The 23,681-nt window shown below is 37.5% G+C and carries 18 protein-coding genes and 2 pseudogenes; 11 read left to right on the plus strand and 9 right to left on the minus strand.

The window, feature by feature from the left end:
• Positions 1 to 43 precede the first annotated feature (43 nt).
• Positions 44 to 511, plus strand: a pseudogene (locus AVFI_RS19010) (pyruvate kinase); the annotation flags it as partial.
• A 41-nt stretch (positions 512 to 552) separates the two neighbouring features.
• Here AVFI_RS19010 and AVFI_RS19015 read toward each other — a convergent pair.
• Positions 553 to 1,781, minus strand: a protein-coding gene (locus AVFI_RS19015; protein ID WP_408580437.1) for an IS3 family transposase whose coding sequence is annotated in 2 segments (ribosomal slippage) — positions 553 to 1,418 and positions 1,418 to 1,781 — 1,230 coding nt in all. Because the reading frame shifts where the segments join, the coding sequence is not laid out codon by codon here.
• 31 nt (positions 1,782 to 1,812) lie between these two features.
• Here AVFI_RS19015 and pyk point away from each other — a divergent pair.
• Positions 1,813 to 2,802 (plus strand): annotated as a pseudogene (pyk, locus tag AVFI_RS19020) (pyruvate kinase); the annotation flags it as partial.
• Between the two features lie 79 nt (positions 2,803 to 2,881).
• Here the strand turns inward: pyk and nagZ are convergent.
• Positions 2,882 to 3,877 carry a beta-N-acetylhexosaminidase gene (nagZ, locus tag AVFI_RS19025; RefSeq protein ID WP_069581264.1) on the minus strand — a complete coding sequence of 332 codons (996 nt, stop codon included), beginning with the start codon at positions 3,875 to 3,877 and terminating at the stop codon, positions 2,882 to 2,884.
• A 172-nt stretch (positions 3,878 to 4,049) separates the two neighbouring features.
• Between nagZ and AVFI_RS19030 the strand changes: the two genes are divergently transcribed.
• The 9 genes from AVFI_RS19030 to AVFI_RS19070 all read left to right on the plus strand — a co-directional run bounded on the left by AVFI_RS19030 (position 4,050) and on the right by AVFI_RS19070 (position 14,582).
• The gene (locus AVFI_RS19030; protein ID WP_054776199.1) at positions 4,050 to 5,153 is read left to right on the plus strand and encodes an anhydro-N-acetylmuramic acid kinase; all 1,104 of its coding nucleotides are present in this window, start codon (positions 4,050 to 4,052) and stop codon (positions 5,151 to 5,153) included.
• A gap of 34 nt (positions 5,154 to 5,187) precedes the next feature.
• Entirely contained in the window at positions 5,188 to 6,054 is an 867-nt protein-coding gene (locus AVFI_RS19035; protein WP_188863892.1) for a (2Fe-2S)-binding protein, read from the plus strand.
• Positions 6,055 to 6,227: 173 nt separating this feature from the next.
• Positions 6,228 to 7,151 carry a porin gene (locus tag AVFI_RS19040; protein WP_005422643.1) on the plus strand — a complete coding sequence of 308 codons (924 nt, stop codon included), beginning with the start codon at positions 6,228 to 6,230 and terminating at the stop codon, positions 7,149 to 7,151.
• A gap of 145 nt (positions 7,152 to 7,296) precedes the next feature.
• On the plus strand, positions 7,297 to 7,533 hold the full coding sequence (locus AVFI_RS19045) for an RNA recognition motif domain-containing protein (RefSeq protein ID WP_005422642.1): 237 nt from the start codon (positions 7,297 to 7,299) through the stop codon (positions 7,531 to 7,533).
• 135 nt (positions 7,534 to 7,668) lie between these two features.
• Positions 7,669 to 9,369, plus strand: a complete 1,701-nt coding sequence (locus tag AVFI_RS19050) for an RluA family pseudouridine synthase (protein WP_188863891.1) — start codon at positions 7,669 to 7,671, stop codon at positions 9,367 to 9,369.
• Between the two features lie 4 nt (positions 9,370 to 9,373).
• A complete protein-coding gene (locus AVFI_RS19055) occupies positions 9,374 to 11,080 on the plus strand; it encodes an RluA family pseudouridine synthase (RefSeq protein WP_188863893.1) in 1,707 nt (568 codons plus the stop codon).
• 186 nt (positions 11,081 to 11,266) lie between these two features.
• Entirely contained in the window at positions 11,267 to 12,364 is a 1,098-nt protein-coding gene (rodA, locus tag AVFI_RS19060) for a rod shape-determining protein RodA (protein ID WP_065604593.1), read from the plus strand.
• 157 nt (positions 12,365 to 12,521) lie between these two features.
• Positions 12,522 to 13,745, plus strand: a complete 1,224-nt coding sequence (gltS, locus tag AVFI_RS19065) for a sodium/glutamate symporter (protein ID WP_005422625.1) — start codon at positions 12,522 to 12,524, stop codon at positions 13,743 to 13,745.
• 171 nt (positions 13,746 to 13,916) lie between these two features.
• The gene (locus AVFI_RS19070; protein ID WP_011263333.1) at positions 13,917 to 14,582 is read left to right on the plus strand and encodes a DedA family protein; all 666 of its coding nucleotides are present in this window, start codon (positions 13,917 to 13,919) and stop codon (positions 14,580 to 14,582) included.
• 73 nt (positions 14,583 to 14,655) lie between these two features.
• On the opposite strand, the gene gnd is transcribed toward AVFI_RS19070, so the two are convergent.
• The 7 genes from gnd to AVFI_RS19105 form a co-directional block, all read right to left on the minus strand.
• Positions 14,656 to 16,104, minus strand: coding sequence for a decarboxylating NADP(+)-dependent phosphogluconate dehydrogenase (gene gnd, locus AVFI_RS19075; protein WP_054776200.1), 1,449 nt, complete (start codon positions 16,102 to 16,104; stop codon positions 14,656 to 14,658).
• Positions 16,105 to 16,140: 36 nt separating this feature from the next.
• Positions 16,141 to 16,863 (minus strand): 6-phosphogluconolactonase, encoded by a 723-nt coding sequence (gene pgl / locus AVFI_RS19080; protein ID WP_054776201.1) that lies wholly within the window; start codon positions 16,861 to 16,863, stop codon positions 16,141 to 16,143.
• Positions 16,860 to 18,362, minus strand: coding sequence for a glucose-6-phosphate dehydrogenase (zwf, locus tag AVFI_RS19085; RefSeq protein ID WP_155680325.1), 1,503 nt, complete (start codon positions 18,360 to 18,362; stop codon positions 16,860 to 16,862). The genes pgl and zwf overlap by 4 nt, the downstream gene beginning before the upstream one ends.
• Positions 18,363 to 18,495: 133 nt before the next feature.
• A complete protein-coding gene (locus tag AVFI_RS19090; RefSeq protein WP_188863890.1) occupies positions 18,496 to 19,542 on the minus strand; it encodes an HlyD family secretion protein in 1,047 nt (348 codons plus the stop codon).
• 5 nt (positions 19,543 to 19,547) lie between these two features.
• On the minus strand, positions 19,548 to 20,861 hold the full coding sequence (locus AVFI_RS19095; protein WP_155658920.1) for a glycosyltransferase family 2 protein: 1,314 nt from the start codon (positions 20,859 to 20,861) through the stop codon (positions 19,548 to 19,550).
• The gene (locus AVFI_RS19100) at positions 20,861 to 22,210 is read right to left on the minus strand and encodes a TackOD1 domain-containing metal-binding protein (RefSeq protein WP_054776202.1); all 1,350 of its coding nucleotides are present in this window, start codon (positions 22,208 to 22,210) and stop codon (positions 20,861 to 20,863) included. The genes AVFI_RS19095 and AVFI_RS19100 overlap by 1 nt, the downstream gene beginning before the upstream one ends.
• A gap of 146 nt (positions 22,211 to 22,356) precedes the next feature.
• A protein-coding gene (locus AVFI_RS19105) for an IS3 family transposase (RefSeq protein ID WP_408580437.1) occupies positions 22,357 to 23,585 on the minus strand; the annotation gives its coding sequence in 2 pieces (ribosomal slippage) (positions 22,357 to 23,222 and positions 23,222 to 23,585; 1,230 coding nt in all).
• Between the last annotated feature and the right edge of the window lie 96 nt (positions 23,586 to 23,681).

A 23,681-nucleotide genomic window follows, 5' to 3' on the forward strand; every position in this document is an offset into this window, starting at 1 on the left:
TTAAGCATAGGAAAAATAAAACAACATCCACTTTGGAGATTATATGTCTAACAGACTACGTAGAACAAAAATCGTTACCACTCTTGGCCCTGCAACAGATCGTGATAATAACCTAGAAAAAATCATTGCCGCTGGCGCAAACGTTGTTCGTATGAACTTCTCTCACGGTAGCCCAGAAGATCACATTGAGCGTACACGAAAAGTTCGTGAAATCGCAGCAAAACTTGGTACTCACGTTGCTATTCTAGGTGACTTACAAGGCCCTAAGATCCGTGTTTCTACGTTTAAAGAAGGTAAAATCCAATTAGCTATTGGTGATAAATTCACACTAGATAGCGATTTACCTAAAGGTGAAGGTAACCAAGACTCTGTTGGCCTTGATTACAAAGAACTGCCTCAAGATGTAACTACTGGCGACGTTCTTCTTCTTGATGACGGTCGTGTACAACTTCGTGTAACTGCTGTTGAAGGCAACAAAGTACACACAGAAGTAACTGTTGCTGGACCTCTATTGTCTCGTCCTAAAATACGTTGACGATTTTTAATTGAAAGCTAAGTGCGTACGCACTTGGCTTTTTTGTGTACTTGATTTGGTGTACTCATTCCCAAGCTTAAATGTGGCCGCATTTCATTATAAATAAAAATAGATTCTTCAACTAAATGCCTTAACTCCTCTAAATCTTTACAGTCATACAAAAGAAACTCTTGTTTAAGTATCCCATTTATTCGCTCTGCTAATGCATTTTGATAGCAATCATAACCATCCGTCATTGATGGCTTAATATCATTTTTATTCAATTTTTCCTGATAAACCTTTGAACAATACTGTAATCCTCGGTCTGAATGATGAATCGTACTCCTTTGATATTGACGGCTATCTATCGCCATATCAAGAGCTTTGACTACATCAGTAGCTTTCATTTCATCACTTAATTCATATCCCATTATCTTTCGACTATAAGCATCTGTTACTAAAGATAAATAATGAATACCTTTTTGTGATTGAACGTAAGTGATATCACTAACAAAAACCTCTTCAGATGCTTGAGGTGTTACTTCTTTAAGTAAATTAGGATGTTTTTTCATCCAATGCTTACTATAGGTAGTTTTTGTATAACTTCGTTTAGGTTTTACTAATAAGCACTCATTTCTTAAATAGGAAAAAAAGTTATCTCTGCCTAACTTTATGCCATGAGTGATGAATTTGGGCTTAAGTAAAAAATATAATTTTTTACCTCCAATACGAGGCATATATCGACGAATTTCTTGCACCATATTTTTAACCGGTGAAAGTTCAACGGCACGTTTCAGAGCTCTACGTTCTTGTTGGTATATACATTGTCTTGTAATGCCAAGTAGCTGACTAGCTCGCTCTAAGCTGATCATTTTCTGCTTTTGAAGACTTCTTGCTCCTTGGCAATATACTTTTTTCTAAGGCCTGCACCATGTTCTGCGTCCATGATATTCACTACTTCATTAAGTAATAAATTACGCATTCTTTCATCATCAAGCTCTCGCTCTAAACGTTTAATTTTTTGTGCAGGCGATTCTTTCGCTTTCGGGGATTTAGGCATAATAATCTTAGGTGATTGAGACCAGTCCATCTTACCGTGTTTTCTTAACCAAGTAAGTACGGTAGATCGACCTTGAATGCCATAAATGTTTTGAGCTTGCTTATAGGTCATATCGCCTTTTTCTATAGCGGCAACAAGCTGCAATTTAAAGCCTAATGAATAATCGCGTTGAGTTCGCTTATTCTTTGTTTTTTCTTGATTTGTCATATAAAAGTCCTAAATGTGTAAACACATTTCAGGACGAGACATATCAAACAATAAAGGCATCAACAAGCAAGGCGGTGGCCTTTCTGCTGACGCACTAACAGAAAAAGACAAAGCTGACATCATTACAGCTGCTGCAATGAAAGTTGATTACCTAGCGGTTTCTTTCCCACGTAACGGCGAAGACATGAACTACGCTCGTCGTCTAGCTCGTGATGCAGGTCTTGAAGCACAATTAGTTGCTAAAGTTGAACGTGCTGAAACGGTAGCGTCTGAAGAAGCACTGGATGACATCATCCTTGCATCTGATGTTGTTATGGTTGCTCGTGGTGACCTAGGTGTTGAAATTGGCGACCCGGAGCTAGTTGGTGTTCAGAAACAACTGATCCGTCGTGCTCGTAGCCTTAACCGTACGGTTATTACTGCAACACAAATGATGGAATCAATGATTTCTAGCCCAATGCCTACTCGTGCTGAAGTAATGGACGTTGCTAACGCCGTTCTTGATGGTACAGATGCGGTAATGCTTTCTGCTGAAACAGCGGCTGGTGACTTCCCTGTTGAGACTGTAACATCAATGGCTGGTGTTTGTATGGGTGCTGAAAAAGTACCAACAGTTAACGTATCTAACCACCGTTTAGACCGTCGCTTCACGACACCAGAAGAAACAATCGCAATGTCTACTATGTATGCAGCAAACCACATGGAAGGCATCACAGCGATGATCACACTTACTGAGTCTGGTCGTACTCCACTTATGATGTCTCGTCTAAGCTCTGGTCTACCTATCTTTGCTCTATCTCGCAACGAAGGTACGCTAAACCGTGCAGCGCTTTACCGTGGTGTGACTCCAGTATTCTTTGATGAGAAAGCAGATTCAGGTCTTCCATCAACTTATGCTGCAATCAACACACTAAAATCTAAAGGTTTACTATCAACTGGCGACCAAGTAATCATCACTCAAGGTGACGTTATGGATATCGTTGGTTCGACAAACTGTATGCGTATTATTACTGTTGAGTAATTAAACATCGCATAAAATAAAAGCCCCGCTGTTAAATCAACATCGGGGCTTTTTTATTTAATCCAAAAACGATATTTGGCTATGATTTCCAACCATCATAAGCACGAGTGATAAGCTCACTCGCTTCTTTCCACTCTCTTGTACCTAGCAATGTTTTTCTATCAAAATGCTGTGTTTTTAATAATGCATCCGCTTTAGCTACTGACTGAATAGTAAGATTATCCAATACTTCTACCGCTGATTTACGGTTATTACACATCAAGAGCATATCACAGCCGGCATCTAACGCTTGTTGAGAGCGCTCTGCTGGACCACCCATAATGGTTGCCCCTTCCATGCTTAGATCATCTGAAAAGACTAAACCATTGAAGTTAAGTTGCTTACGAAGCACTTCTTTTAACCAATAAGATGAGCCACTTGCTGGTGATGAATCGTATTCAGGATAAATAACATGAGCAGGCATCATTGCATCTAAAATACCCGCTTCAATTTGAGCTTTAAAGATTGCCATATCAAGTTCAAAAATATTGTTACGGTTATCGTAAGGCGTTTCTAGATGCGAATCAGCAATAACACCACCATGACCAGGGAAATGTTTACCCGTTGTTGAGGTTCCTGCCGATTTCATACCTTGCATGAATGCTGTGCTGTACTTAACAATCGTATTAATGTCATCGCCAAAAGCACGATTACCAATGGCTTTACAATCAAATCCATTATCTAAAACTGGGGCAAAAGTAAGGTCAATATCATGAGCGACTAGCTCTGCACATAATAACCAACCCGCCGTTTTAGCCAGTTCAAGTCCGTTATCCATTTCAGCATAGGCTTGTGCTGGTGGAATAAGCGTAAACTCATCTCTAAAGCGCTGAACACGTCCACCTTCTTGATCGACACCGATAAGAATTGGTCGACCTGCTGCTTTACGAATGGATGCAGTCAATGCCGCTAACTGTTTTGGATCATGATAATTTCGAGCAAATAAAATCAATCCCCCAACGGTTGGGTGCTGAAGTAACTCACGCTCTTCTGCATCAATCTCATATCCTTCAACATCTAGCCATAATGGGCCCATAGCATTCTCCAAATCATCTTAATTTTTATAGGCTTAAAGTATCATGCTCGTTATCATTTTGAAATCTCATATATGGCAATTTTATGTCAATAGTGTGAGTAATATAGATATAATCTTATGACTTTATGGCACAATAAAACCGTTAATAAATCCGTAGTTATGGAGTATATACATGGAAAAATACATTGGTTTAATGTCTGGAACCAGTTTGGATGGTGTGGATGCCGTCATCGTTGAGACTAACGGTACAACAATCAATCTACTTGGTCATGCTGATTATCCTATGGATCCACAACTAAAAGCGGATTTACTTGCTGTATGCACGGGACAACAAACCAATTTAAAAGTGGTTGGTGAAATAGATCATCGTCTTGGTCATCTTTTTGCCGATGCAACTCTTCATTTACTGAGTACTTTACATATTGCCCCTTCTGACATCACAGCGATTGGCAGCCATGGTCAAACGGTGTTTCACTCACCTGACGCAGAATACCCTTTCACTATGCAACTTGGTGATAGCAATATTATTGCTGCAAAAACAGGGATTGATACGGTTGCCGATTTTCGTAGAAAAGACATGGCATTAGGAGGCCAAGGTGCTCCTTTAGTTCCTGCTTTTCATAACACCTTATTTGGAAAGCCAGACAGCACCAATGTAATTCTAAATATTGGCGGTATCTCTAATATCTCTATTTTACAAAAAAACTCTCCTGTTATTGGTTATGACACGGGTCCTGGCAATATGTTGATGGACTCATGGATTACTGAACATAAAGGGGAAAGTTACGATAAAGATGGCGCATGGGCTCGTTCTGGTCAAATTATTGATGAACTGCTCAACCAACTAAAAACACACGATTATTTTGCACGCCCATACCCGAAAAGCACTGGACGAGAGCTATTTAATTTAGATTGGTTTGCACAATACATCGAAAATAAACCGTATCAACCACAAGATGTCCAAGCAACACTATTAGAATTCACCGTGACAACTATTGTTGATCAAGTGATCCGATTCCAAGTTGGCAATGACACTAAGCTATTAGTCTGTGGTGGCGGAGCTCATAACCAGTTTTTAATGGAGCGTCTGCAACATCATTTACCTAATTGGGCAGTTTCCACCACTAACGACTACAATGTAGATAGTGACAATATGGAAGCAATGGCCTTTGCATGGCTTGCTCATCAAAGAATTCATGACTTGCCAAGTAATGAACCTGATGTGACAGGTGCTTCTCGTTATGCGAGTTTAGGTGTAATCTACCCGGCTAATTAAAACCAATAAAAACAATTAAGAACTTGCTTATATTATGCATATTTCAGCTCAACTACAGCCACTTTGGCGCAGCACAAAATCATCAGAATCATGCCATTCTTTAAAAGACCAATTGGCGTGGCTGCATGATGCTGACGATAACTTTAAATTTAAAGCAATAAATCAAGACAAACTGGATGATAAGCACCAGCCTCTTAATACTTGGTTATCCGCTAACTTAACTCAGGCTATTGAGTTATTTTCAAAGAAAACAGAAGTTAATCATAATGTTGCGGCCTCTATGTGGCTAAAATCGTTTAACAACCAATTCTTCACCAGTTTGGTGGCGCTTCGTTTAAAGTTTAATCGAGTTCCTGTTATTCAATTTAATGATATTTTCATTTCCACTCCTAACGGAGAAAAAATAAAGTCCTTACAAATCAATAATAATTGTCATTTTGTTTGCTTAGATGATGATCCGTTAGCAACAAGTTCACAATCAACGGTAGTAGCAAGCCATGAACAACTGGATGACGCTTTTACTCACCTCATCCAGCAAATTGGAGGTGGTTTAAGTGTATTATTTGAAAAAGAACGATTAAAACACCGTCCATTTTGGGGAAGTATTTCACTAGCTGTCAGTGTCTTCTTCATGCGTTTAACCGAAAAAGGACTTTCTGCGGATCTTGCTAAACAAATACTCCCTAACGCACAGCAATGGTTATCTAATATCATGCCTGATATAGGGAAAGATCTTGCGCATATTCATGTAGCAGAAAAAAAAGAACGAGCCATTTTGTACATTCAGCGTGAAACTTGTTGTTTAAAATATAAAATCGACGGCAAGAAAAAATGCGCGACCTGTCACCTATTATCTGATGAAGAACGAATCAAGAAAATCAGTAAACGTATCCCTTCATAATCCTTTCTCCTACCAATGTGTCATCTCAACTCTGTCACACAGATGACACATTAGTTTTATAAATATTAAATAAAACTTACATTAATCCTTAATATGAGTTTTCTATCTTAGATCCCAAGCAAATAACTAGGCCAAAACGGGGTGTTTTGGTTAATTTAAAGGTATGGAATCTAATGAAAAAATTACTACTATCAACGGCTATCGTTTCATCTTTTGTATCAACTCCTCTTTTAGCAGCAACGGTTTACGATCAAGATGACACTCAATTAAAAGTTGGTGGCAGAGCCGAAGCACGAGCAAATATTTCTGATAATAATGAATCAGCAACCGAGAGCTCGTTTCAAGATAAGAGCCGTGCACGCATCAATTTAAAAGGTAAAACCAAGATCAATGAAGATTTAGGTGCGTTTGGTACTTATGAAGTCGAAATTGCTGATGGGAAAAACAATCTAGTGAATACCCGTTATCTATTTGCTGGTCTAAGTACTGCCTTTGGCAATTTCTCATACGGACAGCAAGATTCTGCACAAGTAATGCTTACTGATTACACCGATATTTTAGCTACATTTGGTGGTGATGCTGCAGACTTAACGGATGGTAACAAAGATAAACGTGAAAATAACTTTGTATACTCTGGTGAATTTGATGCTTTAACCGTGCAAGCAAACTACATTGCGAGTAATACCAAGAAAAGTGATAGCTTTGGCCTATCTGGCATGTATGCCCTACCAATTGGCTTAGATTTGGGGTTAGGTTATACCTCTGGTGAACAAGCAGGGCTAGATGCCGACCAAATTAACCTTGCCCTTCGCTACACACTTGATGCGTTCATGGTTTCAGGTTTATTCACAACAGGTGAAATCGACAAGATCGATGCTACCGGTTACGAACTCGCCGCCGCTTATAAAATGGATAAATGGGTGTTCCAAGGCGTTTATAACTACCAAGAAGTTGATAGCAAAGACACTGAAAACAACGTTGCTATTGAAGCTATCTACAAACTAAACAAAAGTTTCCGCACATATGCAGGATACAAATTTGAACAAATTGATGATTTAGATGATCAAATTCAATTTGGTCTACGTTACGATTTCTAAGTTTTATGAATTTTAGCACTCTGGGTGGAGGGCTAAAATCAAATCCGAAATGGCTTAATCGCTGTTTCGGATTTTCTATTTTGCATATACCCAGAACCGAATTTCTGCTATAACGTACTCTTAAATCACTATTATATGGTTAATCATGAAATTACTTGTTCGCAATCTTCCTCGTACTATGTCTGAATTTGAACTACGTGAAATGTTTAAAAAACACGGAGAATTTAAATACTGCAAAATAGTATTAGACGAAATTACAGGTGAATCAAAAGGATTTGGTTTTGTTGAAATGCTTGACGAAGAAGAAGCATTAGCAGCAATCGCCGCTGAAGATGGCAAAAAGTTTGGTAAACTTAAAATCCGCGTAAAAGCAGCTGAATAATCATTTGCTTTTGTCAATGACCATCAATCGCTATTCATCCATTAATGGTCATTGGTATTGCTGTGGTTTGATATAATATCGAACCACGCACTCTTCTTTACCCCCTATTCATTTGCTTTCAAATATAAAACTATTATGCCTATCTCCAATCCTTGTTTTACTTCATTTACTCAATCTATCGACGGTTATACACTTCCTGAAAAATTCACTTTCCCTTTTTGTTATGAACCACATCCTTTATGTGAACTTGCAGCAGAAGAGTTACAACGTCACTTAGAAACACAACAAGAATGGCATCATAATTTCGGCCTATCTGGTGATAAAAGCAATGCGATTGGTAAAATGTTTGGCGTATTATTAGTGAAAGCACCAACGGGTGAAATTGGCTATTTATCCGCATTCTCAGGCAAAGTAGCTGACAGTAATCATCTCCCTCATTTTGTACCACCTGTATTTGATATGCTGGAAGAAGACGGTTTTTTCAAAACTGAACTTGCAGAAATCACAGAGATCAATGCAACAATTAAACAGCTCGAAGCTAATCCACAATTATCTCACTTAACGACCTCTATCCAATCCGAAACTAATGCGTCACTACAACAGATAGAAATTCAACGCCAAGTAATGATTGAAGGGCGAAAATCTCGTAAAGCACAACGAGCTGCGGCTGAAATCACAGCTCAAGATGGTACGCAAAAAAGCGCAGATGAATTAGAACAACTCAAAGTGGCACTTGGCAAAGAAAGTGTTAAAGAAAAAAATACCTTACGCGATATTAAATTCATGTGGGATGAAAAAATAAGCGCCCTTCAATGCCAACTTAATGAATTAGAAGATGCACTTAATGAATTAAAAACCAAGCGAAAAAATTTATCTAACGGATTACAAAAGAAACTGTTTCAACAATACAAGTTTTTAAATACCCATGGTATTGAGAAAGATCTTAACGATATTTTCAAAGATACACCAAACCAGATCCCACCAGCCGGTTCTGGCGAATGTGCTGCACCTAAATTACTTCAATATGCCTTTGCACATAGTTTCACACCACTTGCACTGGCGGAGTTTTGGTGGGGCATTGCTCCAAAATCTGAAATCCGCCAACATAAAAAATTCTATGCATCATGTCAGAGTAAATGCCAGCCAATTTTAGGCCATATGCTTGATGGAATAGAAATGGACGATAACCCATTGCTTATTAACCCAGCAGAAGGGAAAGATCTTGAAATCGTCTATGAAGATGAATTTATGGTTGTAGTAAATAAACCAGCCGATTTTTTATCTGTTCCAGGTAAAAACATCCAAGATTCGGTTTATGCACGTATACAACAGCGTTACCCTGATGCGACAGGTGGGTTAATCATTCATCGCTTAGATATGGCAACATCTGGATTACTGGTTTTAGGCCTGACCCCAAAAGCGCACAAACGCTTACAACAACAATTTATTAATCGTACGGTAGAAAAGCGCTACACAGCTCTGCTTGATGGAATTTTAGAACAAGATGAAGGGCTGATTACTTTGCCTATGCGTGGTGATTTATATGATCGTCCTCGCCAACTGGTGTGTTTTGAGCATGGTAAACCTGCAGAAACCACCTACCAAGTGATTGAGCGTAAAGAGAATAAAACCAAAGTTTATCTTTATCCTAAAACAGGTCGAACTCATCAACTTAGAGTACATTGTGCTCATTATCTTGGTTTAAATATGCCAATTACAGGTGATGGTTTATATGGAAAAAAAGCAAATCGCTTACATTTACATGCAGGTTATTTGTCGTTAATTCATCCTATCACTAAAGAATCGATGGAATTTAATGTCGAAGCGGAATTTTAATGTCATGTGTAACAATACATTAGCCCACAAATTTATTCGTTTATCCGATAATATTGATGGTATTGCTCTGCCTCAACATTTTACGTTCCCGTATTATTATTCACCTCACCCATTAGCAAGATTAGCAATGGATGATCTGCAACTCTATTTAGATACTCAAAGTGAGTGGCAACACGACTTTACTGCTAACGGAAAAATGTTTGGTGTATTGGTAGTTAAAAACCAACATGACGAGATTGGTTATCTTGCTTCTTTTGCCACTCAAGATGCAGATAAACGACCAGAATTAGAGCACACTCCTAATTTTTTTGTTGATGCTATTTTTGATAAAACGAATCACGATTCTCTTTGTTCTCAGCAAAGAACAGAGTTACAACATCTAAAAAGTCATATTCATCAATTAAAAAATGACCCAGCGTTTATTGACCTAAAAGAAAAGCTGTCCGTTAATCAACAGCAAGCTGAACATGAAATCACCCAGTTTCAACAGGCTATGGCTGACGCTAAAAAGCAACGTAAGCGACAACGTGCAGAGGCAGAGTCAAAACCCCTATCACCTCTAACTCCTGATGATTTAAGTGCTCTTATCTCTGAGCTAGGAAACCAAAGTAGTCGAGAAAAAAGAGCATTTAAACAATTAAAGCAAGATTGGCAAAACACGCTTTTGACGCTCTCTACTCAATACAACGAAAATGAGTATCGCATTTCACAAGCGAAATTAGCGTATGATAATTTAGTACAACAACTTCATATTGATGCACTAAAAGCAACGCAATTTCTTAATTCTAATGGCGTAACTAAAAGCCTGTTTGACTTATTTAAGCACAGTGATTCAGACCAACTGAAACAAGAGTCTATTGCCAATTCCAGTGAACAAAACTGCCCTAAACTTTTACAAGCTGCGTTTACATTGGGTTATACGCCTTTAGCCTTAGGAGAATTTTGGTGGGGAGCGTCTCCTTATGATCAAATTCGCCAACATAAAAACCTTTATCCGGTATGCCAAAGTAAATGCTTTGAAATTCTAGAGCACATGCTTGAAGGAATAAGCACAGACGACAGCCCATTAGAGCAAACTCCGTCTTATGATAAAGAATTAGAGATCGTATATGAAGACGATGTGCTTGTTGTCGTCAATAAGCCCGCCGAGTTTTTATCCGTATCTGGAAAATACATTTCAGATTCTGTTCATGCTCGTATTCAAGCTCGTTACCCTAACGCAACAGGACCATTGATTGTTCATCGTTTAGATATGTCGACCTCTGGTTTATTGGTTCTTACATTAACTGCTGAATCGAATAAACAGGTTCAAAAACAATTTATCGAACGTACGGTTGAAAAGCGTTATACCGCATTACTTGAAGGTAATATTGAAACCGATAATGGGACGATTAATTTACCATTAACAGGTGATATGGAAGATCGTCCTCGCCAAATGGTCAGCCATAAAAGTGGCCGTAAAGCAAAAACACACTACCAACTCATAGCTCAAGAAGGCAAACGAACCAAAGTGCATCTTTACCCACATACGGGGCGAACGCATCAATTGCGTGTTCATTGCGCTCATCAAGCGGGATTAAATACCCCTATTGTGGGTGATGATTTGTATGGTTTTAAAGCAGATAGGCTGCATTTACATGCTGGATATTTAAAATTCAAACACCCGACAACCAATGAGACGGTTGAATTCTCGTGCCCTGAAGATTTCTAACCGATAATGCTTTACCTATTTTTGTCTTCTAACTGCATAAAATAACCCACCATAAAGAGAAATGTTGGGTTATCCCTTTCATTACTGCATTAATATATTGCATTTATTTATAAAGAGGTTAATTTAGTCCTCCTTATCAACACCGCAAACACAGTGCCTTTTCACTTTGTCTGATGAATTAACATTATGTATGACTACAAACCACGAATAGACTACGCTTTACTTGCTGCAATTTTAGTATTAATTGTGCTTGGCTCTTTAACCGTTTGGAGCGCAAGTGGTTTTAGTGAACCTATGTTAGAGCGTCACTTAGTACGAGCAATGATCGCCATTGGTTGTATTGTCGTAATGTCAGGCATATCCCCTATGCATTATCAACGCTCAGCACCTTTTCTATATGGGCTAGCTGTTGTTCTTCTCATTGGTGTAATTATTGCTGGAGATAGTACTAACGGCTCACAACGTTGGCTGGTAATAGGACCAATCCGATTTCAACCTTCCGAATTAGTTAAAGTTGCAATTCCTCTCATGGTTGCCTGGATACTAGCAGCAGAAGCAACACGTCCTGATTTAAAAAAAATAGGGATTTGTTTGCTCGTTACTGCTGTGCCTGCTGGTTTAATTTTTATTCAACCCGATCTTGATGGTGCCATTTTTACTGTTATATACGCTCTCTTTGTCCTGTATTTCGCCGGTATGAGTTGGAAAATCATAGGTTCTTTTCTAGCAACCGTAGCGACTGCCGTCCCGCTTTTATGGATATTCGTTATGGAAGCGTATCAGAAAAAGCGTGTTACTCAGTTTCTTGACCCTGAGTCGGATCCGCTTGGTGCAGGCTACCAAATTATTCAATCTTTAATTGCTATTGGCTCTGGCGGGCTACGTGGTAAAGGTTGGATGAATGCGACACAAGGACATCTGGGGTTTATTCCTGAAAGTCACACTGACTTCATTTTTTCTACTTATGCAGAAGAATGGGGATTTTTCGGCTGTGCTCTACTGTTATCACTGTATTTATTCATCACTGGACGCGTAATTTGGTTAGCTTATCAAAGCGAAAGTACCTTTACTCGTTTGGTGAGTAGTACCTTTGCATTAAGCTTCTTCTTATATGCTTTCATTAATATGGGCATGGTAAGTGGTTTACTTCCTGTAATGGGTAGTCCACTTCCATTTTTCAGTTATGGTGGTACAGCAATGATAACCCAAGGTATTTGCTTTGGTATTGTCATGTCATTGTGTTTATACAAACCATACAAACCAAACCGCCCAGATAGAATCTAAGGCTATTTTTCTTTGTCATAAATCGTTCATTATTCATCCACTTGAATTATGAACTTTTTATGACAGTGAATGTTTATAGTGACATTATCAATAACTTGGCATAATCTCGATCTTTCCCGTCACACCTCTTGGTTTGATATATTTATTTCGAGCTATTATGACAAACTCACTATCAATCGGCGCATTAGAATCATTTCTAATAGCTATCGCTGTGCTTTTTCTGGGTCATTTCATCAACTCAAAAATTGACCTATTCAAAAAATATAATATCCCTGAACCTATTGTCGGTGGATTAATTGTTGCTTTTGCGATTACGGCTTTGCACTTCCAAGGAATTAGCCTTGAGTTTTCTCTGCCTCTTCAAAATACCTTCATGCTAATGTTTTTTAGTACCGTTGGTCTTGCAGCAAATTACACTCAATTGCTTAAAGGTGGCACTAAAGTTTTCCTATTTTTAGCTGTCGCTTCGTTTTATATCATCATACAAAATGCCGTTGGTGTTGGCCTTGCCTCAGCAATGGGGTTAGATCCATTGCTAGGTTTAATCGCAGGTTCTATTACCTTATCTGGCGGACACGGTACGGGTGCAGCTTGGTCACAAACCTTTGCTGACGCTTATCAATTAAACACACTTGAACTTGCGATGGCATCGGCAACGTTTGGGCTAATTATGGGTGGTTTAATTGGTAGCCCTATCGCGCAGCGACTTATTCAAAAGCATAAGTTAGAATCTGAATATGGCGCAGGTACAAATACACACGACCGTTTTCCTGAGCTAATTACTTATAACGAACGTGAAGAAGACAAAGTGACCGCTAAAAAGGTCATTGAAATCTTATTCATTCTACTTATCTGTGTTACTGGTTCTAAGCACTTAAGTAATTTTGTAAACAGCTTCGATATTGCTTGGCTTAAGATCCCAGATTTTGTTTATGCGTTATTTATTGGCGTTTTCATTACTAATATTTGTGAAGTAACGAAAGTTAAAAAGATAGATAATGAAACCGTTGATATCCTTGGAACCGTTTCACTGTCGCTGTTTTTAGCAATGGCGTTAATGAGTTTAAAACTGTGGAACATCTTTGATCTTGCGATTCCATTTTTAATTATCTTAACGATTCAAACGATTGTTTTAGCCCTGTTCTCTTATTTCATTACTTTTAGAGTCATGGGTTCAAATTATGATGCTGCAGTCATGGTTGGCGGACATTGTGGGTTTGGACTTGGAGCTACACCAACAGCGGTAATGAACATGGGTTCTTTAGTATCTCGCTTTGGGCCTTCACCTCAAGCTTTCATGGTAGTTCCAATTGTAGGTGCATTCTTCATTGATATTACGAACTTAATTATCTTACAAGCTTATATTAGTTTTATTGGATAAGTAATGTAACAAAAAGATCGAATACATTAAATTCGATCTTTTTTTTACTAAAAATAACATATGAACTTTTTATGACAGTAAAAATTTTTAGTGACTTTATCAATCAGTTAACTTACTCTCGACCTATCTGTCACAACAAGTTTCGGCTTAATTTTCGTCTGGAGAATGGCGATGTTTGATTCATTTATTTCGATTCTAACGGCTTTATGGCAACAAGATTTCACAATTCTACAAAACCCAGCAAGTATGACGATGATCTACTTTTGTTTGATTCTATTTATTTGGTTAGAAAGTGCTTTTATTCCAGCAGCACCACTACCTTGTGATAGTGTTGTTATTCTTGCAGGTTCTCTAGCTGCTGCTAATGTAATTAGCTACCCTGTAATTGTTGCTGGTCTTATCATGGCCGCGGCAATTGGTAGTCAATTAGCTTTTATACAAGGTCGTTGGTTGCATAAGTTTCCAACAATTCAGAAATGGATTAATGCAGTTCCACCACACAGATTACAGACAGTTGACTCTTTGTTGACTAAACATGGGCTAATTGCTCTTTTTGTAGCTCGTTTTATTCCTGTTGTTCGCCCTCTTCTACCGTTAATGATGGGACTACGAATGCAACAAGCTGCTCGCTTCCATTATTTTGCTTGGATGAGCGCTATTATTTGGATTTTATTACTAACTGGTTTCGGTTATTCATTATCATTTTTACCGGAAAAACTGTCGAAATACATCACCATGGCACTAATGGCAGCACCAGTCATCACACTGGCGATTGCAGTATGTAGCTTTATCAGTGGTTACTGTTTAAAAAAATACCGTCGTAAAAAAATCTGTTAAATTAATTCAATATAAAAAGCCCCTAACTCATACAAGTTAGGGGCTTTTTTATTTTATTGATGAAAGATAACAGCTACGAATTATACGTTGTCGACGATACATCACCGCCCTTACCAGTCCAATTCGTATGGAAAAACTCGCCTTTTGGTTTATCTACACGTTCATAAGTATGAGCACCAAAATAATCACGTTGTGCTTGCAACAAGTTTGCAGGAAGACGAGCTGTTGTATAACCATCAAGGAAAGTCAATGCTGATGTCATTGATGGCATTGGAATACCTACTTCCATTGATTTTGCTGCTACTTTTCTCCATGCGGACATACTATTTTCTAGAATACCTTTGAAGTAGCTATCTGAACCTAAAAAGGAAAGTTCAGAATCGATATCATATGCATCACGAATATTACTTAGGAATGCAGAACGGATGATACAACCACCACGCCACATCAATGCTACGTTACCGTAATTTAGATCCCAACCGTTTTCGTTTGACGCTTCACGCATCAACATAAAGCCTTGTGCATATGAGATGATTTTCGATGCTAAAAGTGCTTGGCGTAATGCTTCTATCCAAACTTGTTTATCACCTTCAACAATTGATTCTTTCTTACCAAATAACTCTTCAGCTTCTACACGTTGATCTTTTAATGATGATAAACAGCGTGCAAATACAGATTCAGTAATTAGCGTTAATGGGATACCCATATCTAATGCATTAATACCTGTCCACTTACCTGTGCCTTTTTGGCCGGCAGTATCGAGGATTTTCTCTACTAATGGTTCACCGTCTGTATCTTTATAACCTAATATATCCGAAGTAATTTCTACTAAGTAGCTATTTAGTTCGGTTTTATTCCACTCAATAAAAACAGATTGCATTTCATCGTGTGTCATACCAAGACCATCTTTCATGAACTGGTATGCCTCTGTGATGAGCTGCATATCACCATATTCAATGCCGTTATGAACCATTTTTACAAAGTGACCAGCGCCATCGTTACCAACCCAATCACAACAAGGCTCATCATTTTCAGTTTTTGCTGAGATTGCTTGGAAGATTGGTTTAACAAATGGCCATGCTTCTGGTGAACCGCCAGGCATAATCGAAGGACCAAAACGAGCGCCTTCTTCACCACCAGAAACACCAGAACCGATAAAGTGGATACCTTTCTCTTTTAGTGCAGCAACACGGCGGTTAGTATCTGGGAAATTTGTATTACCACCATCAATGATAATGTCGCCTTTATCTAATAAAGGAACCAACTTATCGATAAATGAATCAACCACATCGCCAGCTCGTACCATTAGCATAATTTTGCGCGGTGATTCTAATTTGTCGACTAACTCTTGAAGCGAATATGCACCAACAATATTTGTCCCTTTTGCCGGACCTTGTAAGAAGTCATCTACTTTTTCAGCAGTTCGGTTATGTGCAACCACTTTATAACCGTGATCGTTCATATTTAGAATTAGGTTCTGGCCCATTACTGCAAGACCAATTACGCCAATATCGCCTTTCATATCTTTACTCCAAAAATTTGCGTTATGCTCGAACTTCTATTTATTAATAATGCGAGCCGCTGCATCTATATCTAAAAACCATTCAGTTTCACCCAATGCTGAGTGAATTTTTGCTGCCGGGTATGGCAACTCATTTGCTGGTTTAGTATGAATTTCTTGAACAATTTCAGCTTTACCACTACCTAACACTAGATAGCTAATACGTTTAGCTGCTTCTAATACTCTTGCTGTCTTCGATACTCTTTGTTGTCCTGACTCTGGGTGAGTCGCAATAACGGCTAAGTTTGTATCGTTATAATCTGTCTTATTAGGAAATAATGATGCCGTATGACCATCTGCTCCTACGCCTAATAAAATCCAATCAAAAACTGGGATCCCATTTTCTAACGGAATCAATTCTCTCATCTCATTAGAGAAGCGATTCACTTCTTCTGAAGGTTCATTTTCGCCTTCAATACGGTGAATATTTTCTAATGGAATATCGATACGAGAGAACAATAATTCATTTGCTTCTCCATAATTACTCTCAGGATCAGTAGGAGCAACACAACGCTCATCCCCCCACCAAAAATGAAGATTATTCCATTGAATATTTTTAGCATAAGCCTCTGATGCTAAAAGTGAAAAAAGCATCTTTGGTGTGCTACCACCCGATAATGAAATGTGAACAGCTTTTCCTTGCTCACCTAATTGCTTTAGCTCATCAGCTAGCGTTGTCACTACATCTTGTGGTGTTTCAAATATTTTATGGTTAATCATAATTCACAGTAATCCGTATCTGTTAAGTTCTTACAAGGAAAACGCCATTTTCTATTATCACGTTCCAATAATTGATCGGCTTCTTTTGGTCCCCAAGTGCCACATGCATAGCCAAATAAGGCTTGTGGATCTTGTTTAAAATCGAGTATCGGTTGAACAAATTTCCAACATGCATTTACCGCATCACTTCGTGCAAATAACGTAGCATCACCATTTAACGCATCTAATAGCAAACGTTCATAGGCTGTCAGCATTTGTGTTTCTGCCAGTGATTGATAATGGAAGTCCATTGATACATCTTTCACATTAAAGCCTGAACCTGGCTCTTTCAAGCCGAAACGCATTTGAATACCTTCGTCAGGTTGAATGCGGATCACTAATTTATTTTCAGGAGCATTTTCTGCAAACGCTGGATGTGGCGTCTTTTTAAAATGGACAACAACTTCTGTCACTCGAGTTGGAAGGCGTTTACCAGTACGGACATAAAATGGCACACCATTCCATCGCCAGTTATTGATAAACATTTTTAAGCCAACATACGTTTCAGTACGAGAATCATCAGCAACACCATGTTCATCACGATAACTTGGTAAAAACTGTCCTCTTACTTCAGATTCAGTATATTGACCTAATACAAGGTTATTACGTAGATCTTGCTCTGTCAGTGGTTGAAGACTTTGTAGTACTTTAGCAATCTCATCACGCATTGAATCCGCATTAATTGCTGAAGGCGATTCCATTCCAACCATTGCTAATACTTGTAGCAAATGATTTTGGAACATATCACGCATTGCACCAGAACCATCATAGTAACCACCACGCTCTTCTACTCCAAGAAACTCAGAGCCTGTGATCTCGACATAATCAATAAAATTACGATTCCACAGAGGTTCAAACATCACATTTGAAAAACGCAGTACTAATAAGTTTTGAACGGTTTCTTTACCAAGATAATGGTCAATACGATATATCTGATGCTCTTCAAAATATTGATGAATTTGTTTACCAAGTTCTAGCGCTGATGCCAAATCATAACCAAATGGTTTTTCGATGATTAAACGTTTCCAGCCATTAGATTCATCATTTAATCCATGAGCGGCTAAACACGATGGGATCACCCCATAAAGACTTGGGGGTGTTGCTAAGTAAAAAAGTGTATTTTGTTGTTCTAATTGATATTTATCAGCAAGTTGGTCTAATTTACACACCAATTTTGAATATTCATCAACGTCTGATGTGTTCAGTGCTTGGTAGTGCAAGTGATGACAAAACGCATCTAAAATTTCAGGATCCGTTTTCTCTAACTCTCTTAATGATTGTTTCATTTTTTCTCTATATGACTCGTCATCATATTGAGTTCGGCTTACACCTAAAATGGAAAACGTAGAAGGAAGTTGATTACTGGCATACAAATGATATAAAGCCGGGATCAACTTTCGATAAGTAAGATCGCCCGAAGCGCCAAAAATTACGATGGTATTGTTGTCCGAAATTGTCATTATTTTTCTATCCGATACACAGCAAAGTATCTCTGTATAATAAGAACAACTTCTCTTTATTACTAATCAGTTTTAGTTATTGTATTGATAGGTAAAAACTAACGTTGTTCATTAATTAAACTTAAGGAAAATACTAAAAATACACCTCTACAGGCATGCCTTCTACCCACTCTTTTTCTAATAAACCACCTAAAAACGTAATTTTAACCTTGAGTAAAGCTTTAGCTCCTTCAAAAGGTTTTGCTAACTGAATAGGAAGTTTTGAGGTTAAACCTATGGCAGATGACACTCTCGCCTCTACTTTTTTACCATTAGGAAGTTTAACCGTTACTAATGCACCTAATTTTGCTTTTTCAATGTGCTTAGGGTCTAAATAACTAATAACATAAGGAGCAACATCTGGTGATACAGTGACCAGTGGATCCCCAATGCTAATTTGTTGTCCTTTCAAGGCATTAATATCAATCACCAATCCCATATACGGAGCTCTAATTGACAATGCATCAAGTTGATTTTTTTTCGTTGTTAATGCTTGGTTTAATTCACGAGTAACTTGAGCAACACCTCCAGCTAGTAAGCGTTGCTTTTGTGCGATTTCAGCTTGATTTAATGCGATATAAGCATTGGTAAGATTATTTTGTGCGGTGTTATAAATACCAACAATTGCGGCATAATCCACTTGAGATACTTTCCCCTCTTTTGCGTATTGATCATAATTGACTTTGATTTTCGTTATCTTTTTTAAATTAAGCTTTGCAGCTCCAATAGCACTAATATACGGACCAAAATCTTCTGTAATTTTTTGCGTTTGCTCTTGGTATAATTGCTCTAATTCATTTCCTATAAATTCAATTTCTTGCTCTAAAATGGGCGCATCTAATTCCATTAGCAATTGATCTTCCAGAACAAATTCACTGTCTTTCACATCAATTAACTTTACTGAACCATTTTGGGATGCTGTGATGATCACAGGCCCTGTGGTGATTATTCCAGGAGCTACGGTAAATAAATGTTGTTTTGCAAAGGTATAAATCATAAAAAATATAGGACTAAGAATAATTGCTAGTATCAAATACCATCTAAAACGATACGCCCCACGTTTTTCCATTCCATACAGCACTTTCATGCCGTTGTCTGAGGTTGGTTTATTCTTTTTTTCTAAATGAAATTTAACATCCATAATAGTTAAAACCTCTTACCACGTTTAAGTACCCACCATGGAGCCATGCTAGATTCCTCATGACTTCGTCTAACAATTTCATTTATCATGGCAAATGCAGTAACAAACCGCATAAACAAAGCATAGAATGGATATATCAATAGCCATAAAAGCATTTCACGGTCTTCTTGGATCCGTTCGGAAATCAAGCTGAGATAGATAAGAAAGGTCATGGCAATGAATACCAAATAAATGACGTATAAACAGCTTAGGACTGCGAGAACCACTGTTGTTGGATAAAATATAAATATATAAAAATTAAACAGTGTCATTAATACCGGTAATAATACCGCTTGTAAAACACCATAAACTAAGGTGTAACCAAAACTTCCCCATCCATACAATTTTGGGCGTAACCCATGTTTATGTTTTCGTAAATACACAAACAGAAGATCACCATCCCAACGTAATCTTTGACTCATTAAACCTTTAAATGTATCTGGTACATCAGTATGTCCAATCGCTCTAGGAGAAAAGTTAAGCCGAGTTCCTGGGTATCGTTTTTTGTATTGTTTTAAACGAATCGTTAAATCAAGATCTTCTGCTGTATGTGTATTCCAGCCACCGACCTGTTTCAATACTGAACGCCTAAAACCACCAAATGCCCCAGAAATATTATTCAATAAGCCCCATGTTGCCATTCCTGTTTTACTGCTCTGCATCGACATCATATATTCGAGTGACTGCATTTTTGTCCAAAAACTGCTCTCTCGATTTCTTACCCTTAACGCACCTCCACAAGCAATAACATTAGGGTTTGCAAATGTTCGCGCCATTTTAAGAGCCATGTTGTTATCAAAAGAGGTATCTCCATCCACATTGATAACCAATTCATGTTTTGCTTCTGATAGCCCAGCATTAAGAGTCGATACACGTCCACCACGCTGCCATTTAGGAAGAATTTTGATGGTTTTATTTGGTATATTTTTGTATTTTTTAATCAAAGATATAGCTGTTCTATATGTCTCTTTATTCTCTTTAGCACCATCAATCACAACTAAGATTTCAATGTGGTTTGGGTAGATTTGCTCAACCAAAGTAGCAATGGTTTTTTCTATCTCTTTACCTTCTGCATAACAGGTAACAATAAAACTGATTGATGGATGTTCATGTTTCCTGACTTCATTCGCTCCCCATGACCAATGCAAAATACCAATAAAAATGAGCAATAAAAGCGGGACTTCAACAAGCAATAATATAGGCAAAAAAGTTAGCATTAACTCCCAATATGTCGTCAACGTACCGGTTATTAAATAAAGAATATATTGAAATTCAGCCATCATATATCCTTAAGCAAATCAGCTAACCATACTGAAGCACTATGACTCAATGAAGGATCAGGCAATTCCCAAATGTACAAATGAAGAGTCACCAGTTCAGACTCAATATCACTGGCAATATTGGCGACTTTATCTTCAATAATTTTATGTGAGCTTCTTGGTGTCATTGGCATAAGAAGTAACATCAACTCTGAATTGTATTGACAACAAATGTCTGTATCTCTTAGCAACCCATTAAAATGAGATGATATTTCATCGATTAACTGTATCCGCTTTATCTCACCAAACTCTTTTGAGTAGCTATCAATTCCGGATAATTGAACCCCTAATAATAAATGGTGCTGTTCATGTCTTATTGCTAACTTATTTATCCATACCAACAAATTATGAAATGAATTTTGGTCAATTAAACCGTTAAGTGAGAGCGCTTGCTCTATCGGTCGACGACCATACATCATAAGACCTTTAACCTGCTCACCCACTTTAAATTGATTAATTGGCCTTGCTATTAACTCACTGGTTTCATTCATATGGAAACAAGAAAGACATCGAACTCTCACTACCGATTCGGAAAATGATAACTGACAATCTCGACATTGATAGCGCTCCAACGGTCTATCATAATCAACACCAATATGACGTAACTTAGTAAAACAATTTGGGCACTGAAGTTTATCTTGTTTAACAAAACGTTGTTCTTTACCCACATGACCACAAGTGAAACAATGCAGTGATAATATCTCCTCGATGTTTGTACTCTTACAATCGGGGCAAGTCTCGATGTAATTTAAATGTCCGCTATGACAAGATGAACATAATCTTATTTTATCTACGGTATTAAGCTTTTCTAAATACCCTCTTTTTTCCTCTAATTGAAAATAATGATAAGGCTCATAATCCTCACCAAAATAACAATGTAATAAAGGATAATAATATAGTTCTCTTTTCTCACTTTGGCATAAAGGCAATAAACGTCGATCCAACCCAAGCCATAACCATGCCAGTAGTTTGTCTGTTGGTTCTTCTTCAATTAAAGATAATTTACTTTGATGCTGTTTCCATTGATCTGTAATTTTGAAGGGATCAAAAATGCCATCAGATAGGTATTCAGTCAATGTACTCTCTTGTAAAACATAGACTTGGCTATTCCAGAGTGGGAAATCTTGATGTAAAGAGAGTAATGCTTGATTCTGTTTTTTAGGTTCTAAAGCTAAAATTATTATTGCTGGGGAGTCTAATGTTAATTCATCTAAATTATTAACATATATAAAATCAAGGTCCTGACAATTAATTGGAATATCATTTCCAATAACATACATTGAAATACGATTATTATCATGTATATCCATATCTAACCTCTATCAATATGAATTAACTAAATTCTATAATGCCTTTCCTTATTGCTTATATACCTAGTTTTAATATCCTATAAGTATAGTTAGGAATTTTTAAATCTGTCTCGTCCTAAAATACGTTGACGATTTTTAATTGAAAGCTAAGTGCGTACGCACTTGGCTTTTTTGTGTACTTGATTTGGTGTACTCATTCCCAAGCTTAAATGTGGCCGCATTTCATTATAAATAAAAATAGATTCTTCAACTAAATGCCTTAACTCCTCTAAATCTTTACAGTCATACAAAAGAAACTCTTGTTTAAGTATCCCATTTATTCGCTCTGCTAATGCATTTTGATAGCAATCATAACCATCCGTCATTGATGGCTTAATATCATTTTTATTCAATTTTTCCTGATAAACCTTTGAACAATACTGTAATCCTCGGTCTGAATGATGAATCGTACTCCTTTGATATTGACGGCTATCTATCGCCATATCAAGAGCTTTGACTACATCAGTAGCTTTCATTTCATCACTTAATTCATATCCCATTATCTTTCGACTATAAGCATCTGTTACTAAAGATAAATAATGAATACCTTTTTGTGATTGAACGTAAGTGATATCACTAACAAAAACCTCTTCAGATGCTTGAGGTGTTACTTCTTTAAGTAAATTAGGATGTTTTTTCATCCAATGCTTACTATAGGTAGTTTTTGTATAACTTCGTTTAGGTTTTACTAATAAGCACTCATTTCTTAAATAGGAAAAAAAGTTATCTCTGCCTAACTTTATGCCATGAGTGATGAATTTGGGCTTAAGTAAAAAATATAATTTTTTACCTCCAATACGAGGCATATATCGACGAATTTCTTGCACCATATTTTTAACCGGTGAAAGTTCAACGGCACGTTTCAGAGCTCTACGTTCTTGTTGGTATATACATTGTCTTGTAATGCCAAGTAGCTGACTAGCTCGCTCTAAGCTGATCATTTTCTGCTTTTGAAGACTTCTTGCTCCTTGGCAATATACTTTTTTCTAAGGCCTGCACCATGTTCTGCGTCCATGATATTCACTACTTCATTAAGTAATAAATTACGCATTCTTTCATCATCAAGCTCTCGCTCTAAACGTTTAATTTTTTGTGCAGGCGATTCTTTCGCTTTCGGGGATTTAGGCATAATAATCTTAGGTGATTGAGACCAGTCCATCTTACCGTGTTTTCTTAACCAAGTAAGTACGGTAGATCGACCTTGAATGCCATAAATGTTTTGAGCTTGCTTATAGGTCATATCGCCTTTTTCTATAGCGGCAACAAGCTGCAATTTAAAGCCTAATGAATAATCGCGTTGAGTTCGCTTATTCTTTGTTTTTTCTTGATTTGTCATATAAAAGTCCTAAATGTGTAAACACATTTCAGGACGAGACAATCACATAAAAAAAGCCCTCAGAATATATCTAAGGGCTTTATCTTACTAAAAACT

The sequence above is a fragment of the Aliivibrio fischeri ATCC 7744 = JCM 18803 = DSM 507 genome, assembly GCF_023983475.1.
Lineage (GTDB): Bacteria > Pseudomonadota > Gammaproteobacteria > Enterobacterales > Vibrionaceae > Aliivibrio > Aliivibrio fischeri.

What these genes read in the sequence shown, in the direction of transcription:
- AVFI_RS19100 (WP_054776202.1), bottom strand. Translation starts at nt 22,210, where the DNA reads ATGGATATACATGATAATAATCGTATTTCAATGTATGTTATTGGAAAT.
- AVFI_RS19050 (WP_188863891.1), top strand. Translation starts at nt 7,669, where the DNA reads ATGCCTATCTCCAATCCTTGTTTTACTTCATTTACTCAATCTATCGAC.
- gnd (WP_054776200.1), bottom strand. Translation starts at nt 16,104, where the DNA reads ATGAAAGGCGATATTGGCGTAATTGGTCTTGCAGTAATGGGCCAGAAC.
- AVFI_RS19055 (WP_188863893.1), top strand. Translation starts at nt 9,374, where the DNA reads ATGTGTAACAATACATTAGCCCACAAATTTATTCGTTTATCCGATAAT.
- AVFI_RS19070 (WP_011263333.1), top strand. Translation starts at nt 13,917, where the DNA reads ATGTTTGATTCATTTATTTCGATTCTAACGGCTTTATGGCAACAAGAT.
- AVFI_RS19035 (WP_188863892.1), top strand. Translation starts at nt 5,188, where the DNA reads ATGCATATTTCAGCTCAACTACAGCCACTTTGGCGCAGCACAAAATCA.
- gltS (WP_005422625.1), top strand. Translation starts at nt 12,522, where the DNA reads ATGACAAACTCACTATCAATCGGCGCATTAGAATCATTTCTAATAGCT.
- AVFI_RS19095 (WP_155658920.1), bottom strand. Translation starts at nt 20,861, where the DNA reads ATGGCTGAATTTCAATATATTCTTTATTTAATAACCGGTACGTTGACG.
- AVFI_RS19040 (WP_005422643.1), top strand. Translation starts at nt 6,228, where the DNA reads ATGAAAAAATTACTACTATCAACGGCTATCGTTTCATCTTTTGTATCA.
- pgl (WP_054776201.1), bottom strand. Translation starts at nt 16,863, where the DNA reads ATGATTAACCATAAAATATTTGAAACACCACAAGATGTAGTGACAACG.
- AVFI_RS19030 (WP_054776199.1), top strand. Translation starts at nt 4,050, where the DNA reads ATGGAAAAATACATTGGTTTAATGTCTGGAACCAGTTTGGATGGTGTG.
- AVFI_RS19045 (WP_005422642.1), top strand. Translation starts at nt 7,297, where the DNA reads ATGAAATTACTTGTTCGCAATCTTCCTCGTACTATGTCTGAATTTGAA.
- rodA (WP_065604593.1), top strand. Translation starts at nt 11,267, where the DNA reads ATGTATGACTACAAACCACGAATAGACTACGCTTTACTTGCTGCAATT.
- nagZ (WP_069581264.1), bottom strand. Translation starts at nt 3,877, where the DNA reads ATGGGCCCATTATGGCTAGATGTTGAAGGATATGAGATTGATGCAGAA.
- zwf (WP_155680325.1), bottom strand. Translation starts at nt 18,362, where the DNA reads ATGACAATTTCGGACAACAATACCATCGTAATTTTTGGCGCTTCGGGC.
- AVFI_RS19090 (WP_188863890.1), bottom strand. Translation starts at nt 19,542, where the DNA reads ATGGATGTTAAATTTCATTTAGAAAAAAAGAATAAACCAACCTCAGAC.